The sequence below is a fragment of the Vibrio lentus genome (assembly GCF_030409755.1).
Classification (GTDB): Bacteria; Pseudomonadota; Gammaproteobacteria; order Enterobacterales; family Vibrionaceae; genus Vibrio; species Vibrio lentus.
The window spans coordinates 247,002-263,103 of sequence record NZ_JAUFQE010000001.1 but is presented as its reverse complement, the minus strand read 5'-3'; the positions used below and the strand labels follow the sequence as shown (position 1 = coordinate 263,103).

Annotated in this window: 17 protein-coding genes; 11 read left to right on the top strand and 6 right to left on the bottom strand. The window is 44.5% G+C overall.

Annotated features, from left to right (window positions below):
• Positions 1-155: 155 nt before the first annotated feature.
• The 3 genes from QWZ07_RS01160 to QWZ07_RS01150 form a co-directional block, all read right to left on the bottom strand.
• A complete protein-coding gene (locus QWZ07_RS01160) occupies positions 156-1,151 on the bottom strand; it encodes a membrane dipeptidase (RefSeq protein ID WP_029222845.1) in 996 nt (331 codons plus the stop codon).
• 210 nt (positions 1,152-1,361) lie between these two features.
• Positions 1,362-2,822 carry an aldehyde dehydrogenase family protein gene (locus QWZ07_RS01155; RefSeq protein WP_004730413.1) on the bottom strand — a complete coding sequence of 487 codons (1,461 nt, stop codon included), beginning with the start codon at positions 2,820-2,822 and terminating at the stop codon, positions 1,362-1,364.
• A 199-nt stretch (positions 2,823-3,021) separates the two neighbouring features.
• Positions 3,022-3,420, bottom strand: a complete 399-nt coding sequence (locus QWZ07_RS01150) for a RidA family protein (protein ID WP_004730412.1) — start codon at positions 3,418-3,420, stop codon at positions 3,022-3,024.
• 157 nt (positions 3,421-3,577) lie between these two features.
• On the opposite strand from QWZ07_RS01150, the gene QWZ07_RS01145 reads away from it, so the two are divergent.
• The 10 genes from QWZ07_RS01145 to QWZ07_RS01100 all read left to right on the top strand — a co-directional run bounded on the left by QWZ07_RS01145 (position 3,578) and on the right by QWZ07_RS01100 (position 12,170).
• The gene (locus QWZ07_RS01145) at positions 3,578-4,459 is read left to right on the top strand and encodes a LysR family transcriptional regulator (protein ID WP_017099346.1); all 882 of its coding nucleotides are present in this window, start codon (positions 3,578-3,580) and stop codon (positions 4,457-4,459) included.
• 811 nt (positions 4,460-5,270) lie between these two features.
• Positions 5,271-5,672 (top strand): hypothetical protein, encoded by a 402-nt coding sequence (locus tag QWZ07_RS01140; RefSeq protein ID WP_004730409.1) that lies wholly within the window; start codon positions 5,271-5,273, stop codon positions 5,670-5,672.
• Between the two features lies 1 nt (position 5,673).
• Positions 5,674-6,444 (top strand): F0F1 ATP synthase subunit A, encoded by a 771-nt coding sequence (gene atpB / locus QWZ07_RS01135; RefSeq protein WP_017632742.1) that lies wholly within the window; start codon positions 5,674-5,676, stop codon positions 6,442-6,444.
• Between the two features lie 45 nt (positions 6,445-6,489).
• The gene (gene atpE / locus QWZ07_RS01130) at positions 6,490-6,726 is read left to right on the top strand and encodes a F0F1 ATP synthase subunit C (RefSeq protein WP_004730405.1); all 237 of its coding nucleotides are present in this window, start codon (positions 6,490-6,492) and stop codon (positions 6,724-6,726) included.
• A 54-nt stretch (positions 6,727-6,780) separates the two neighbouring features.
• Positions 6,781-7,251, top strand: a complete 471-nt coding sequence (locus tag QWZ07_RS01125; protein ID WP_192852538.1) for a F0F1 ATP synthase subunit B — start codon at positions 6,781-6,783, stop codon at positions 7,249-7,251.
• 11 nt (positions 7,252-7,262) lie between these two features.
• The gene (locus tag QWZ07_RS01120; RefSeq protein ID WP_009844933.1) at positions 7,263-7,814 is read left to right on the top strand and encodes a F0F1 ATP synthase subunit delta; all 552 of its coding nucleotides are present in this window, start codon (positions 7,263-7,265) and stop codon (positions 7,812-7,814) included.
• A gap of 9 nt (positions 7,815-7,823) precedes the next feature.
• Positions 7,824-9,365: a F0F1 ATP synthase subunit alpha gene (gene atpA, locus QWZ07_RS01115; protein ID WP_009844932.1), complete on the top strand. Its 1,542-nt coding sequence runs from the start codon at positions 7,824-7,826 to the stop codon at positions 9,363-9,365.
• 47 nt (positions 9,366-9,412) lie between these two features.
• Entirely contained in the window at positions 9,413-10,282 is an 870-nt protein-coding gene (atpG, locus tag QWZ07_RS01110) for a F0F1 ATP synthase subunit gamma (protein ID WP_192852537.1), read from the top strand.
• A gap of 44 nt (positions 10,283-10,326) precedes the next feature.
• On the top strand, positions 10,327-11,712 hold the full coding sequence (gene atpD, locus QWZ07_RS01105; protein WP_192852536.1) for a F0F1 ATP synthase subunit beta: 1,386 nt from the start codon (positions 10,327-10,329) through the stop codon (positions 11,710-11,712).
• Between the two features lie 14 nt (positions 11,713-11,726).
• Positions 11,727-12,170 (top strand): F0F1 ATP synthase subunit epsilon, encoded by a 444-nt coding sequence (locus QWZ07_RS01100; protein WP_004730391.1) that lies wholly within the window; start codon positions 11,727-11,729, stop codon positions 12,168-12,170.
• Positions 12,171-12,323: 153 nt separating this feature from the next.
• On the opposite strand, the gene QWZ07_RS01095 is transcribed toward QWZ07_RS01100, so the two are convergent.
• Positions 12,324-13,286, bottom strand: a complete 963-nt coding sequence (locus QWZ07_RS01095; RefSeq protein ID WP_017111914.1) for a nitrilase family protein — start codon at positions 13,284-13,286, stop codon at positions 12,324-12,326.
• A 105-nt stretch (positions 13,287-13,391) separates the two neighbouring features.
• On the opposite strand from QWZ07_RS01095, the gene QWZ07_RS01090 reads away from it, so the two are divergent.
• The gene (locus QWZ07_RS01090; protein ID WP_192852535.1) at positions 13,392-14,279 is read left to right on the top strand and encodes a LysR family transcriptional regulator; all 888 of its coding nucleotides are present in this window, start codon (positions 13,392-13,394) and stop codon (positions 14,277-14,279) included.
• A gap of 74 nt (positions 14,280-14,353) precedes the next feature.
• Here QWZ07_RS01090 and QWZ07_RS01085 read toward each other — a convergent pair whose 3' ends face one another.
• On the bottom strand, positions 14,354-15,076 hold the full coding sequence (locus QWZ07_RS01085) for an alpha/beta fold hydrolase (RefSeq protein ID WP_390226461.1): 723 nt from the start codon (positions 15,074-15,076) through the stop codon (positions 14,354-14,356).
• An 11-nt stretch (positions 15,077-15,087) separates the two neighbouring features.
• Positions 15,088-16,083 carry a cupin domain-containing protein gene (locus QWZ07_RS01080; protein WP_192852533.1) on the bottom strand — a complete coding sequence of 332 codons (996 nt, stop codon included), beginning with the start codon at positions 16,081-16,083 and terminating at the stop codon, positions 15,088-15,090.
• Between the last annotated feature and the right edge of the window lie 19 nt (positions 16,084-16,102).

Below are 16,102 nucleotides of genomic sequence, written 5' to 3'. Positions count from 1 at the left end.
TGTTTTTTGTGTTGGGCAGGCTAATCCATGTTTGGGTTACCGCGTTGCGAAATAGACCGTTGTTCCTTTTGAATAGTTAAATTGGTTACAACAGCACTTCTAAATGAAGGTTAATTAGAAGGCTGCTAATTCGATGATTACTAGTGAGAAAGCACTTAACCCTTGCTTTGAGGCTCGAGGCCATCTTTCAAGAAGTTAAACCAGTTTTCTCCCAAGACTTGCCCAGCTTCAGACTCGCTGAAACCATGGCGCATCAATCCGTTATAAATATTTTCCATACCCGCACTACCACAGAACCAAGGCAACGCATCTGGCCAACCTGAGTTGTTTGCAGAGCCTTCACCGTAGTCCATTGCTTTAGACCAACGACCATTTCTCATCCATTCAAGAACGGCTTGAGGTTGGTTTAAGCATAGGTCACTACCAATACCTAGGTGTTCTACGCCAACCATGTCAGCGGTCGTCGCAACCATTTGGCAGAAATCTTCCAACGTACATTGGCTGCCATTTGGTAGGTGGAATGGGTACAAGCTGAATCCGATTAGGCCACCGCGTGCGGTTAGGGCTTTAATCACATCATTTGATTTGTTTCGTAGTGCATCATGAGCAAACGTTGGGTTCGCATGGCTGATACAAATAGGACGAGAAGATAGGTCAATCGCCTCAAGCGTTGAACGCTCGGCACTGTGAGACATATCGATGATCATGCCCACTCGGTTCATCTCTTCGATCGCTTGCTTACCAAAGCGAGTAATACCCGTATCGTTCTTCTCGTAGCAACCCGTCGCCAGTAAGCTCTGGTTGTTGTACGTCAATTGCATGATCAAAAGACCTTGCTGACGCATTACTTCGATAAGACCAATCTCGTCATCGATTGGAGAACAGTTTTGAGCACCTAGAAAAATGCCGACTTTGCCTGTCGCTTTTGCAGTTTCCACATCAGCCATTGAATGAATCGGCATGATAATGTCTGCGTTCTGCTCGAATCTTAAGTTCCATTCTGCAAAGCGAGATAAGGTTTCACGAGCTGTCTCGTGGTAAACCGCGGTAGCGTGAACTGCTGTAATGCCGCTCGCCTTTAGTGTTTGGAAATATTCTCTGTTCCAATTGCAGTATTGCAATCCATCTATAACAATCCGTTGCTGGTACATAACCACTCCTATTGAAAGCTCAGTGTTCTAGCTCGGTTTTGAAAACACGCTCAAATAACATGTTTTCAAAAATGGGTTAAATCACTTGTCTAATTTCGTTTGCTGCTTTGGTTTGGATGTTGGCCTGACTCAATGAATCAGGCCAATTCGATAGCTGGATAGCTAGAGACTTAATATCTTCAACTATCCAATTCTTATATAGAAAGTGGATTAGTAAGGACGCTGGTAAGCTGTCTTCACTACTGTGTAGAACTCTTTCGCGTACTGACCTTGCTCACGAGGACCGAAGCTAGACTCTTTACGACCACCAAACGGTACGTGGTAATCTGTGCCTGCTGTTGGTAGGTTCACCATCACACAACCTGTTTGCGCTTGTTGCTTGAACATTGCGCTAGTACGTAGGCTTTGAGTAATGATGCCGCCCGTTAGACCAAAGCGAGTATCGTTTGTTGTCGCGATAGCTTCTTCTAGGTCAGCGACACGAATCACGCTTGCCATTGGTGCAAACACTTCTTCTTGGTTCACTTCCCAATCGTTCTTAGTATTCAAGAACAACGTTGGAGACATGTAGAAGCCTTCGTGTTTCATGCTTAGGCGTTCGCCACCAAATGCTAGCTCACCGCCGCTTTGACGTGCTTTCTCAACCCAACCTAGGTTTGCTTCAAGTTGGTTACCATCGACAACAGGGCCCATGAATACGCCGTCTTCTAGTGCGTGACCCACTTTAAGCTCGCTCATACGCTTGATCAGTGCTTCAACGTATTGGTCGTGAATGCCATCCATAACCACTAGACGAGAAGATGCTGTACATTTTTGACCCGCGCCAGAGAACGAACCTGCGATAGTCGCATCAACAGCTGTTTGGATATCAGCATCATCAGCAACCACAAGTGCGTTCTTACTGCCCATTTCTAGTTGGCAACGAACGAAGTTTGGCGCTGTAGCAGCTGCAACCTTACGACCTGTATCAACAGAACCGGTAAAGCTCACACCGTTCACTTCTTTAGAGTTGATCAGTGCATCACCTACTTTCGAACCGCTACCTAGAACAAGGTTGAACGTGCCTGCTGGCATGCCTTGGCGGTGGATAATTTCAGTTAACGCAACCGCACTTGCTGGTGTTAGGTTTGCTGGTTTCCAGATAACGCTGTTACCGAAAGCAAGCGCTGGAGCGATTTTCCAAGCTGCTGTTGCTGTTGGGAAGTTCCAAGGAGAGATGATGCCGATAACACCCACCGCTTCACGAGTCACTTCTACAGAAACGCCTGGGCGTACTGATTCTGCGTTGTCGCCAATTTGACGAAGCACTTCAGCTGCAAAGTACTGGAAGAACTGACCTGCACGATAAATTTCGCCACGACCTTCAGCAAAAGGCTTACCTTCTTCACGAGAAAGCAACGTACCTAGCTCATCACAACGTGCAATCAGCTCATCACCAATCGCTTGAAGTACAGCTTGCTTACGTTCAATCGGCGTTTTTTCCCACTCTGGTTGAGCGTGCTTTGCCGCTGAAATCGCTTGTTGAACTTGGTCAGCACTTGCTTGTGCGAAGTTACCGATATTTTCAGAAATATCTGATGGGTTAATGTTCGCAACGGTGCTTACACCCGCTTGCCATTCGCCGCCAATGTAAAGTGCGTTTTCTGCTTGAACATTCTGTAATTGAGTCATCATTCTGTCCTTGTAACGGTTAGGTTGCGGTTGAGTCTGGCAACCATCTGGTTAATTAATAAACTGTTAATATTCAGGTAATTAATTGCTAAAATAAGATGTATATTTTGTTTCTAAAGTGAACCAAGTCGCTTGTATCAATAAACCACTTCAATTTAAAAGAGTTTTGATCCGCAAATAGCTTTAGTTCACAGTCTGATTATTCAGGTTGAGACGCCGATGCATAAACCACGAACTCGACTAGCATCTCTTCTCTTGCTAACCCTGCAACGACGACCGCAGCACGGTTTGGATAAGGTGCATTGAAGTATTCTCCGTATACGCTGTTTACCGTTTTTAGATATTCACGGTCTGTCACGTAAATCAAAACTTGCAGCACTGAATCCATAGATTCGCCTGCACACTCCAATGTATGAACAAGGTTGTTAAAAGTCTGACGCGTTTGCGCTTCGATACCGCCTTCTACTACTGCGCCAGTTTCATCAATTGGAATCTGCGCTGTGTATAGAGTGCCGTTATTAACGATTGCCCACTCTAGTGGTGCTTTTGAAGCGAAAAGCTCGGTTTTTACTGGGTGTTTTTTAGTTTGTGCGTTCACGATTCCATCCAACTTTGTAACAACTATGTTTCAAGATGGTTAAATACTGCACCTTGACGACTGATAAATCTAACGGTAAATTTTGTGCAATTGATAAATAAAATCTATCACCTTGCAAAAAGTAAGGTATAGCAAGGGCTAGAGAAGGATCAGTGCCATGAGTATTAAGCTACAACAGTTAAAACATTTTGTTTTAGTGGTCGAAGAAGGCGGATTTCGAGCAGCATCTCACCGCGCAAATCGCTCGCAAGCGGCACTTTCTACGTCGATAAAAGAGCTAGAAAAAATACTTGGTCAGCCACTGTTTGAAACAGGCAACAAATCAACCCTGACACCTTTCGGGGAAATATGCCTGCCAAAAATCATTCAATTCCTGAATGTTTACAAAGCATTAGACAATGACCTACGCGCAGCCGCGGCAGGACAACAAGGAAGAGTTCGAATAGCAAGCGTGCCATCAGTAGCGGCAAAATTAATCCCTAGTGTTTTAGGGGCTTTTTGTGAACAGTACCCGAATGTTGAAGTAAGCTTAATTGATGATAATGCGGCGGGTGTAGAAGCAAGATTACTGTCTGGAGAGGTGGACGTTGCCCTCGGAAATAGCTCCCATTTAGAAGAAGAAAGCATCGACTTCACGCCTTTACTTTCCGATCCTATCGGTGTGGTCTGCCTCAAAGACAACCCTATCGCCTCTCAACGAGAGGGAATAGAATGGCAAACTTTGTTAAAACAACCCTTCATTCGTAACGGGACTTGTACCCTACTTGACCCAACACCTGCACGAATGCTCAGCGAACAAGCTTTGTATTCAGTCGAGAACATTACTTCCCTGTTTTCGGTGTTAGAGCTTGGGATAGGCGTGACCACGCTGCCTAAACTGGCTTTCCCAACCAATGAAACCCGCTTGGTGTGGATTCCGTTGATTGACCCACCTTTACAGCGTCAAATCGGTATTTTCAGATTGTCTGATCGTACGATCTCGCCACAAGCGCAGGCTTTCCATGATTTATGCATTCAATATCTAAGTTATGAAGACTAATAGAGGGACATGATTGAGTTTGTTTGCTTAAAAGCGGTTGTTAGAGCAACACATCAAGAAATTCCAGCTCGAATCTCCAGACTTTTGACCTTTCTATCTTGGGCTTAGTGCCCTAACCTTCAGATTTTTGCCCTATCTTCAGCTCCTTACATCCATGTGAGGAGCTGAATTTCATCCATCGTATTCATCTTAAACGCCGATTTATCCATTTCGAATCGCTTGAAAGACGTTAAGAATGAAGTCGTGACAAACTATTTTGAAAAATAATCACTTCCAGATAGAGAACGCCGTATAGATAAATCACTCAATGCACGAAGGCTTCCATCGCTGACTAAAACTGGCTTTATCTCCTTATAAAATGGTACTCAAGAATCAACTTGTAAATGACGCTAAGTGTTTGAATATACTTAATTGATAAGATCGTAACTTGCCAAATTGGCGTCTAAAATTTTCACATGAAAACGCCCCTTTCCGCTGAAAATAAAGCATTTAAAATTTTCATGAATAAAGTTATTCAACTATTACTTTCATAAATGAAAAACACTCATTTCAAAAATGGAATTATTGATGTCGATTTTTGTCGTTTTGATCACATAATTTTAGGCGTAGTTTATATTTTGTCGGAACGATAGCGAATTAGTTTTTATCGTTTAATTTCGTCAGGAGATATAAAGCCAGAAAGATTATTTCTTTGTTAACAAGTAAAGGTTTATTAACAAGTCAAATTGCTATTAACAAGTAAGTGCTAGTAACAAAACATATTCAAACTGTGTTTTATATTAACTTACACTGTTAAATATAGGGTTTTATTATGAGGCTTAATGGGATAAGTAGCGACATCCTTGTTGCTGCTAAAAGAGTTGTTCTCTGCCAAATAGTATTAGCCGTCGGTGTAGTTTTATATGAAGTGTTTTTTGGTAATAAAGTAGATATGGAGTCTTCAGCTTTGGGTGTCGTAATCGCGATGTTACCTCCGCTGTTTGGTTTTATATATGCAAGCCTAAAGGTGCACAAGAATCCTAATTATAGTTTACGTGACTTAATGCAAATGAGTCGTGTCGTGAAAATTACTTATACGTTCTTAATGTTTATCTTGGCATTCCAGTTTTTTAAATTGGATAACCCAGTAATATTATACGCGTACATTTTCACAATGATTGGGTACTTCTTAACACCATTTATTACTGCCTCTACAAGATCGGAGTACGTGTAGTATGGATCAAGTCACTACCGCTCACGAATACATAGAGCATCACTTAACCTTCTTAACTACAGGTGATGGTTTCTGGGCGTTCAACATTGACTCAATGTTGGTATCTTGGATTACGGGTTTATTGTTTATTGGAGCTTTTCGATATGTAGTGACCAAGGGCACTAGCGGTGTTCCAGGTCGTTTTCAATGTTTTATCGAGCTTATCTTTGATTTCGTTAACAACCTAGTCAAAGAGATTTTTCAAGCGGAGGATAAATTAATAGGGCCATTGGCATTAACCACTTTTGTTTGGGTGTTGTTAATGAATGCAGTCGACCTATTACCAATTGATTTAATACCAGGGTTAACTCGTGTAATAGGTTTAGAACACTTTAGAGACCTACCGACAGCGGATGTAAATATCCCAATGTCGATGGCACTCGGTGTGTTTATTCTACTATTAACTTATACGTTGAAAAATAAAGGTTTGAAAGGCTTTATCAAAGAGCTCACTACTCAGCCATTTGATAACCCTCTTTTATATCCTGTTAACTTCGTTCTTGAATTAATAACATTAATTTCAAAGCCAATATCACTAGGCTTACGATTATTCGGAAATATGTATGCAGGCGAGATGATATTCATCCTTATCGCACTAATGCCTTGGTGGATGCAATGGGCACTAAGTGTTCCATGGGCCTTATTCCACATATTAATCGTATTCTTGCAAGCATTTATATTTATGGTACTGACCGTTGTTTATTTAGCGATGGCAACAGAAGAACACCATTAATTAATAACTAAAAATTAACTAACAAATTATTTATCGGAGATACAAATGGATATCGTAAGCGCAGTTTTATATGTAGCAGGTGCATTACTGATCGGTTTAGGTGCAGCGGGTGCAGCATCTGGTATTGGTAACTTAGCAGGTAAATACCTTGAAGGTGTTGCTCGTCAACCAGACCTTACTCCAATGCTTCGTACTCAATTCTTCATCATGATGGGCCTTGTGGATGCTGTACCGATGATCGGTGTTGGTATCGGTCTATACATCATCTTTGCCGTTGCTTAATTAAAAGCTTTGAAAAGATCGATTTGTAAATAATCAAGATTTAGTGAGGAAGGTATGAATTTAAATGCCAGCATGTTTGGTCAAGCAATCTCATTCGTGATTTTTGTTTGGCTATGCATGAAATATGTATGGCCCCCTCTCACCGCGATGTTAGACGAGCGCCAAAAAGAAATCGCTGATGGTTTACGCCACTCAGAGAATGCATCGAAAGAGCTAGAACTAGCAAAATCAAATGGCGCACAACTCGTCGCAGATGCGAAAAAAAATGTGACCGAACTGATTGAGCAAGGCAAAAAACGCCGCAACGAAATCATCACCTTAGCTCACCAAGAAGGTGAGCAAGAAAAAGCGCGCATCTTAGAGCAAGGTAGAGCTGAGCTAGAAGGCGAACGTCAAAAGTTACGCCGTGAACTTCAGGCGGATATGGCAGACGCTGTTATTCAAAGTGCACAGAAATTGATCAGCAAAAACCTAGATTCTGAAACGAACCGAGCGTTAGTTGATCAAATGATAAGCGAACTCTAAACGGAGGCAATATGTCAGATTACACCAATATTGCTCATCCCTACGCTAAAGCATCGTTCGACTTTGCTTTAGGTGAAAACAAGTTACAAGAGTGGCACTCAATGCTGTCCATTCTTGTGACGGTAGCGGAAGAAGAAACGATCGCTAAGCAGATTTCATCAGCAGAAGGTGTTCACACACAGCAATCTGAAGAACTGGTCAATCTCATCATTCACGTTTGCCAAGGACTTGTTGATGACCACGTCATTAATCTCATTAAAGTCTTGGCTGAGAATGGCCGTCTTGCAGTGATCAGAGACTTGTTTAACTTGTTCAGCGACCTAAAGGACGAACATGAACGTGTAATCCCTGTCACTGTCACCAGTTCAGAATTGCTTACACAAGATCAAGTTACATCACTCACTGCTGCACTTGAGAAGAAATTAGAGCGTCAGGTTGAAATGGAACAGGTTATTGATGACTCGCTGGTTGGCGGGATCGTAATCAAGGCGGGTGAAACCGTCATCGATGGTTCTTTGAACACATCAATTAACCGATTAGCTCATCAACTTCACGCGAGATAGGTAACAATTATGCAATTAAATTCAAATGAAATCAGCGACCTGATTAAAGATCGCATCTCGAAATTTAATGTGAGCACCGAAGCTCGCAACGAAGGCACCATAGTCTCGGTTCGTGACGGCATCATTACCATTAACGGCCTTGCGGATGTCATGCAGGGTGAGATGATCGAGCTTCCTGGTGGCAAATACGCTCTTGCTCTTAACCTTGACACGCACTCAGTCGGTGCAGTGGTTATGGGTCCCTACACTGACCTATCTGAAGGTATGAAAGTGAAAGGTACTGGCCGTATCTTGGAAGTACCTGTAGGTAATGGACTGCTTGGCCGTGTAGTAAACACATTAGGCGAGCCAATCGACGGCAAAGGCCCAGTAAGTTGTGACCGTCTTGACCCAGTAGAAGTGATTGCACCGGGTGTAATCGAGCGTAAGTCCGTCGATCAGCCAATTCAAACTGGCTATAAAGCGGTTGATACCATGGTGCCTATCGGTCGCGGTCAACGTGAACTGATCATCGGTGACCGTCAGACGGGTAAAACCGCGTTAGCTATCGATGCGATCATCAATCAGAAAGATTCTGGCATCAAATGTGTGTATGTGGCTATTGGCCAGAAAGCCTCCACTATCGCCAACGTTGTTCGTAAACTGGAAGACCACGATGCACTTAAAAATACCATCGTTGTTGTAGCATCAGCATCAGAATCAGCAGCACTTCAATACCTAGCACCTTATGCGGGTTGTACCATGGGCGAATACTTCCGTGACCGCGGTGAAGATGCACTGATCATCTATGATGACCTATCAAAACAAGCCGTCGCTTACCGTCAAATCTCATTGCTACTTAAACGCCCACCGGGTCGTGAAGCCTTCCCTGGCGACGTATTCTACCTCCACTCACGCCTACTAGAACGTGCGGCACGAGTAAATGCGGAATACGTTGAGAAGTTCACAAATGGTGAAGTGAAAGGCCAAACAGGTTCACTGACAGCACTTCCTATCATTGAAACTCAAGCGGGTGACGTATCTGCGTTTGTACCAACCAACGTAATCTCAATTACTGATGGTCAGGTTTTCCTACAAACCCAACTATTCAACTCAGGTCTACGTCCTGCTGTTGACCCAGGTATCTCGGTATCTCGTGTGGGTGGTGCAGCTCAGTGCAAGATCATCAAGAAACTGTCTGGTGGTATTCGTACATCGTTAGCTCAATACCGTGAGTTAGCCGCATTTGCTCAGTTCTCTTCTGACTTAGACGACATGACGCGCAAGCAGCTTGATCATGGTGAGCGTGTAACCGAACTGATGAAACAAAAGCAATACTCTCCGATGTCTGTCGCTGAACAAGCAACGGTTATCTACGCAGCAGAAAAAGGCTATTTGGCTGACGTAGAGTTGAACAAGATTGCGCGTTTTGAAGAAGAATTGATTGCTTACGCGAAAGGTCAAAACCCAGAGTTGTTCGACACCATCAACGCTAATGGTGACTACAACGATGAAATTGATGGCGCTCTTGCAAAGCTTCTCGGTGACTTTGTAGCGTTGAAAGCTTGGTAAACGCTCCGGTTTGTTGGCTGGAAATCAAAACAAATTAGGAGCAGATAATGGCAAATACTAAAGAAATTCGCACCAAGATAGGCAGTGTTAGTAACACTCAGAAAATCACCAGTGCAATGGAGATGGTTGCGGCAAGTAAGATGCGTAAGGTTCAAGACAATATGACGCTAACACGTCCATATGCAGAGAACATGCGCAAAGTTATCTCTCATGTCGCATCAGGGTCGCTGGAATACCAGCATCCCTACCTTCAACAGCGTGAACCAAAACGCGTTGCTTACATCATTATTTCGTCCGACCGGGGCTTATGTGGTGGCTTGAACTCGAACTTGTTCAAGAAAGTGTTAGAAGAAATGGAGATGTGGCGTACCAAAGGCGTTGAGGTAGAAACCACCTTAATTGGTTCGAAAGCTATCTCATTTTTCCAACGCAGCGGCAATGTTATCGCGCAAACGTCAGGCCTTGGTGACGCGCCTAAACTAGAAGACATTTTAGGTACGGTTAACGCGATGCTAGGACATTACGACGACGAAAAAATCGACAGTTTGTATCTCGTGTATAACCAGTTCATCAACACCATGGTTCAAGAACCAACGACCTTGCAGTTGCTGCCCCACCCTTCAGATTCTGAGGCCGATGGAGGCACGAAAAAAGCACGTCGTTGGGACTACATCTACGAACAAGCACCAAGAGACATCCTCTCTGAGCTGTTACATCGATACATTGAATCACAAGTGTATCAAGGCATCGTAGAGAGCATTGCCTGTGAGCAAGCAGCCCGAATGGTGGCCATGAAAGCGGCGACCGATAACGCAGGCCAACTCATCGATGATTTGCAGTTGGTATACAACAAAGCGCGACAGGCTGCCATTACCCAAGAACTGAGTGAAATAGTCTCAGGTGCTCAAGCTGTCTAAGGGCAGAAAAGAGTGGGTTAAGAATAGAATTTGAGGATTTAGAGATGAGTGTTGGAAAAATAGTTAAAGTTATCGGCGCGGTGGTAGACGTCGAGTTCAGCGGCGGCAACAGCCCACGCGTTTATGATGCATTGAAAGTGACTAGCGAGGAAGCAAGCTCTCTCGTATTGGAAGTTCAGCAACAACTGGGTGGCAGCATCGTTCGTTGTATTGCAATGGGTACGTCAGACGGCTTGCGCCGCGGCCTAACTGTTGAAAACACAGGTTCTCCAATCACCGTTCCTGTGGGCGAAGAAACCTTAGGCCGTATCATGAACGTGCTTGGTCAGCCTATCGATGAATGTGGTGAAATCGGTCAAAAAGAAAGCTACGAAATTCACCGTGAAGCACCCTCTTATGAAGAACAAGCAAACAGCACTGAACTTCTTGAGACCGGCGTTAAGGTTATCGACCTTATTTGTCCGTTCGCAAAGGGCGGTAAAATCGGTCTGTTCGGTGGTGCTGGCGTAGGTAAAACCGTCAACATGATGGAGCTTATCAACAACATCGCAAAAGCCCACTCAGGTCTCTCTGTATTTACCGGTGTTGGTGAGCGTACTCGTGAAGGTAACGACTTCTACTACGAGATGAAAGAAGCGGGTGTACTAGACAAAGTAGCCATGGTTTACGGCCAAATGAACGAGCCACCGGGAAACCGTCTACGTGTTGCACTTACAGGCCTGACTATGGCTGAGCGCTTCCGTGATGAAGGTCGTGACGTACTGTTGTTCATTGATAACATTTACCGTTACACGCTTGCGGGGACTGAGGTGTCAGCACTGTTAGGTCGTATGCCTTCAGCAGTAGGTTACCAACCAACACTCGCTGAAGAGATGGGTGTGCTTCAAGAGCGTATCACTTCGACTAGACAGGGCTCTATCACGTCTATCCAAGCGGTATACGTGCCTGCGGATGACTTGACTGACCCATCGCCAGCAACAACCTTTGCTCACTTAGATGCGACCGTTGTACTGTCTCGTAATATCGCGGCATTGGGCCTCTACCCTGCAATCGACCCATTGGATTCAACCTCTCGCCAATTGGACCCGCTTGTGGTTGGTCAAGAGCACTACGACATTGCACAAAAAGTCCAAACAACGCTGCAACGCTACAAAGAGCTAAAAGACATCATCGCGATTCTTGGTATGGATGAGCTGTCTACTGAAGACAAACAGACCGTATCTCGCGCTCGTAAGATTGAACGTTTCTTAACTCAGCCTTACCACGTAGCCGAAGTGTTTACTGGTCAGAAAGGTGTATTTGTACCGCTAAGCAAAACACTAAGAGGCTTTAAAGGCCTGTTAGGCGGCGAATATGACGATATCCCAGAGCAAGCATTCTTGTACTGTGGTTCTATCGACGAAGTGCTTAACAAAGCAAAATCACTCTAAGAGGCAGGTGCACCATGGCTATCGGAATTACAGATAATACATTTCAACTTAATATTGTAAGTGCGGAAGGTACGCTGTTTTCAGGTCCAGCGTATGCCTTAGCCGTTTCTGGCGCTGATGGTGAGCTGGGGATCCGCCCCGGTCACTCCCCGCTTCTCAGTAAAATAAAGCCAGGCGTGACAGTGTTTGTCACAGACCCTAAATCAGAGGGGCAAGTGCTTTATGTCTCTGGCGGGATGCTGGAAGTTCAGCCGGATGTGGTAACGGTGTTAGCCGATACTGCCCTGCACGGCCAAGATATTGACCGCGCTCGCGCAGAAGAAGCGAAATATGCAGCTCTAGAAAATATCAATAAGGGCAATGTAGACATCAACTTTGCACAAGCTCAGCTTGAACTCGCAAAAGCCGTTGCTCAGCTTCGCGCATCAGAACTGACGTCTTCTCGCACTCGACACTGAGAATAGAACTTAGACTTTTGGTGCTTGATGCTTGATGTGTAAATAGTCTACCCACTTAAAAACAGTTTAAGTGGGTAGACTACATCAGGAACCCTTCTCTCCCCTCCCTTTCAACCGTCCCTAATACATCCTTTTTCACCAGCGTTTACACCATTACTTCTCTGAAAAACGCGCTTGATGCGGATCAAGTTCATGACCAAGAGGTTGTGTGAGTGAATGATATAACTCTGGCTTACGGCCACGAATCCAGCGTCTGCCAGTACACATGTCTAACTCTTCTGCTTTTAGCTCTGCAATCACCATATCGTTATCAACACTATCAGTCTCAGTAATGATTTCACCATAAGGGCTGAGGATCATCGCATTGCCTGTTCTTACTTCATCCATATCAACGCCGACACCATTACTAAACACCACAAACATACCGTTGTCGTGCGCTCTAGCAGGCAACCAACGCATTAACCACTCGCGGCCATTCTTGCCCTGCATTTCAGCACGAATCGCCTCTGGGTTTTCATCTCGGTTAAACCATAACTCTGGGTCAATTCGCTTCATCGCGTTCGGGCTTCGTGAATGACAACCGCCCGTTTGGTGTGGCGCAATCAATATATCTGCCCCTTTCAAAGCAGTGATCCTGACATTTTCGACCAAGTTATTATCCCAACAAATCAAGATACCAACTTTGCAACCATGCGGCGTATCGAACACCGTGTATTGGTCGCCACTGCTCATATGAGAACTAACAAAGGTGTGCAGTTTTCGATGTTTCTGCACCTCGCCATTAGGCATGGCGAACACGTAGGTGTTGTATAGCTCGCCATCAGTACCCTGCTCTATCAAGCCCGCGCCAACACTCATGCCAAATTGCGTTGCCAGCGAAATGAGTTTTTGAGTTGATTCACCGCTCGGTACAGGTTCCGCTAACACTTCAATTTCATCTCGTGACAAAGCAGACACATGCCAGTAGCCAGTGATGCACATCTCAGGAAAACTGATGATCTCCACGCCACTGTCCGCAGCTTGTTGAACGTATTGCTCTATAACCGATAAGTTATACGCCTTATCACCTGCGTGGTGGTTAAATTGAACCGACGCTACTTTGATGTCTTTCTTCATGATTCGTCCTCAAGCTTTGCTTTATCTGATTGGTATGAACCTAGTATAAAAAATCAATTCAATTCCATACAATGAAACATATTCTCAATTCAATGAGCATTTGGAATGGAATTTGATCTACTGAAGGCATTTTGTCAGCTGGCTAAGTCGGGCAATTACCGTTTGGCGTCAGAGCAGCTCTACATCACTCAATCGGCACTCACTAAAAAGATTCAAAGACTTGAATCCAACATTGGGGCATCTTTGTTTTCTCGTGGCAGGAATGGCGCAGAGCTCACGCACGCAGGAAGAACATTACTGGCAGAAGCCCAACGTTTGGTTCATTCAATGCAGGCGTTTGAGCAGCTGTCAGGCTCTGTGGTGAACGGGACTCAGGGACATTTGAACATTGCCTTTGGCGTGTCTACTTATCATGAAGCACCCAAGCTTATTGCAGCTTATAAACAACGATACTCAGACGTTCATATCACGTTAAATGACACACCTTCCAAGCAACAAACAGATGAACTGTTAAACCATGAGCTCGATATCAGCTTCAATCGGATACCAGAATCATTGGATTTAGAAAGCCTTACACTGTTCAATGATTCGCTTGTGGTCGCGATACACAAAGATCTTCTCAAGCAAGCGCCAAGCAAAAACCTCGTCGTCTCTGAGTTATCGAAATGGCCTTATCTAAAGCTGGCCCAACATCGCGGCCCTGGGTTAGACAGACAGATTCAACAATATTGCCTTGCCAATAAAATCGACTTATCAAAGACGCAAGAAGCCGATGATATCCTAACCCTGCTTGCCTTGGTTTCTGCCAATATCGGTTTCACCATTGTACCTAGCAGTGCGCAGTTCATTAGTAACACCGATGTGGAATTCATTGCGTTAGAAGGTGAATACGCCACTTGGCCAGTGGGGTTGATATGGAATAGGAAGAGTGAAAATCCACTCAAAGATAGGTTTGTGGAGTTTGTGGCCCGACAGATGGGAAACGAATCATGAGTCAGCAAAGGGTTTTCATGTTCAAGTAGAGTGACAAGACACTCTACTCATAAAAAACCGGCTTCTGCCGTTAACTATAAAGATTCAGGCAGACTTGCTTTAAACCAGCTACAAATATGATGCGCGACCACCTTAGGCTGTTCCATTGTCGATAGATGACCACAATCAGGAATTACATGAAGTGATACCTGCTTTATGTGTTTTGCCATTAACAGGTGATTATCGATTGGGCATAACAGGTCATCTTTCCCAGTAATGATCAACGTCGGAACCTGAATATCGGCCAATAGTGGTCTCGCATCAGGACGAGTCGCCAACGCCTGAGCGTGAGCCTCAAACCTTTCCATGCCGATGTTAGTCGCCATTTGAGTAATTCGTTGAGTCAGTTCTTGATTCACTAACTGGTTAGGATGGATAAGAAGTGGCATCAAAATATCAGGTGTTATCGACTCAAACTCCCCAGCTTTTGCTTTATCTACCAGAGAATTTCTTTTTTCAGATACCTCAGGCTTTTCATCAGCGGCATTGGTATCCATTAAGATCAAGCCTTTCACCCGCTCAGGTGCTTGTCTAAACACTTCAAACGCGAGGATTCCCCCCATAGATAATCCACCGAGAACAAAGCTTTCAGGGGCATTTTCTAAGACCTTCCTTGCCAAAGCTTGCATGGATGTTTGCGTTCCTAAGTCACAAGTAAAAGGAGCCACCCAGTCGGGCAGCTCTTTATTGACGTCTTGGAACAACGTTTCATCACACAACAAACCAGGTAGCCATAACAGTGGTACTTCTGGTTTCATCATTCGTTATCCTACAAAGCTTGTGGTTGGTCAGAACCAAGAACGACATAAGTAAAGCTAGTCCCACGTAGGTTTTCAAGGCTGTATGACGCGCCATCTGGAACGCTGAACACATCACCGGTGGTCAGGACGACTTGTGCTTGCTCGCCGTCTTGAACGATGTTTAACAAAGTGTCACCTTCAAAGTTAATCAGCACCTGCTTCTCACTGCGTTTATGTACTGGGATGCTCGCACCTTCAGTCAGTTCATAAGCCATTATACTCACGTCATCTACGCTTTTAACTTGGAAGTCATAGCCAGATGATGGGTGTCCTGTTAACGCAAACTGCTTAACGCCAGGCTTGTCAAAATCACCCGACACTTCTCGGTAATCCTTTTTCAGCGCAACAAATGGCATCATCTGTTCAGCCGTGTAGGTATCAAATTGACCAAGCTCATCTGCCGTTAACAGTGGCATCAGATCGGAGTCATTTGGAACGGTATCACCGTCAATGGTATCAACCAGTGTGCCGTCTGCTTTCAGGTATAAACCGTAACCTTGGCTATCGGTAATCACACTCGGGTGCCAAACCACGCCACCACCGGAATTATCACCACCTAACACAGAATACATAAAGCCGTAATCGCGCCCTACCACCTCAAAACCTCTGAAAAGGTTAGTAGGAATAGAGATAACATCACCATGTGACAACACAGCTTCATTTTCACCCTCATTGCCCCAATAAAATCTGAATTGACCTTTGAAGACAACGAACAGTTCTGCGGTATGGTGTGAATGCAGAGAGTTCTTGATACCCGGAGGCTGACCAGCAGCACCGATGTTAAAACCAGCCGTTTCACGAATATGAACATGCTGACGGCTGCTTTCCGCGACTCCTGCTCCAATAATGCAGAAGTTATCTTTTAGATCGCTGCCTGGAGTGCGCGCATCGATGAATGCACTCGTACCAGGAATCAGTTCCATGTAGCGGACTAAATTGTTATTAATTTTATATTGTAGGGTCATTCTAAATTCCTTCCTACCT

What these genes read in the sequence shown, in the direction of transcription:
- QWZ07_RS01085 (WP_390226461.1), bottom strand. Translation starts at nt 15,076, where the DNA reads ATGAAACCAGAAGTACCACTGTTATGGCTACCTGGTTTGTTGTGTGAT.
- QWZ07_RS01125 (WP_192852538.1), top strand. Translation starts at nt 6,781, where the DNA reads ATGAATTTAAATGCCAGCATGTTTGGTCAAGCAATCTCATTCGTGATT.
- QWZ07_RS01120 (WP_009844933.1), top strand. Translation starts at nt 7,263, where the DNA reads ATGTCAGATTACACCAATATTGCTCATCCCTACGCTAAAGCATCGTTC.
- QWZ07_RS01090 (WP_192852535.1), top strand. Translation starts at nt 13,392, where the DNA reads ATGGAATTTGATCTACTGAAGGCATTTTGTCAGCTGGCTAAGTCGGGC.
- QWZ07_RS01160 (WP_029222845.1), bottom strand. Translation starts at nt 1,151, where the DNA reads ATGTACCAGCAACGGATTGTTATAGATGGATTGCAATACTGCAATTGG.
- atpD (WP_192852536.1), top strand. Translation starts at nt 10,327, where the DNA reads ATGAGTGTTGGAAAAATAGTTAAAGTTATCGGCGCGGTGGTAGACGTC.
- atpA (WP_009844932.1), top strand. Translation starts at nt 7,824, where the DNA reads ATGCAATTAAATTCAAATGAAATCAGCGACCTGATTAAAGATCGCATC.
- QWZ07_RS01100 (WP_004730391.1), top strand. Translation starts at nt 11,727, where the DNA reads ATGGCTATCGGAATTACAGATAATACATTTCAACTTAATATTGTAAGT.
- atpG (WP_192852537.1), top strand. Translation starts at nt 9,413, where the DNA reads ATGGCAAATACTAAAGAAATTCGCACCAAGATAGGCAGTGTTAGTAAC.
- QWZ07_RS01155 (WP_004730413.1), bottom strand. Translation starts at nt 2,822, where the DNA reads ATGACTCAATTACAGAATGTTCAAGCAGAAAACGCACTTTACATTGGC.
- QWZ07_RS01095 (WP_017111914.1), bottom strand. Translation starts at nt 13,286, where the DNA reads ATGAAGAAAGACATCAAAGTAGCGTCGGTTCAATTTAACCACCACGCA.
- QWZ07_RS01080 (WP_192852533.1), bottom strand. Translation starts at nt 16,083, where the DNA reads ATGACCCTACAATATAAAATTAATAACAATTTAGTCCGCTACATGGAA.
- QWZ07_RS01140 (WP_004730409.1), top strand. Translation starts at nt 5,271, where the DNA reads ATGAGGCTTAATGGGATAAGTAGCGACATCCTTGTTGCTGCTAAAAGA.
- atpB (WP_017632742.1), top strand. Translation starts at nt 5,674, where the DNA reads ATGGATCAAGTCACTACCGCTCACGAATACATAGAGCATCACTTAACC.
- atpE (WP_004730405.1), top strand. Translation starts at nt 6,490, where the DNA reads ATGGATATCGTAAGCGCAGTTTTATATGTAGCAGGTGCATTACTGATC.
- QWZ07_RS01145 (WP_017099346.1), top strand. Translation starts at nt 3,578, where the DNA reads ATGAGTATTAAGCTACAACAGTTAAAACATTTTGTTTTAGTGGTCGAA.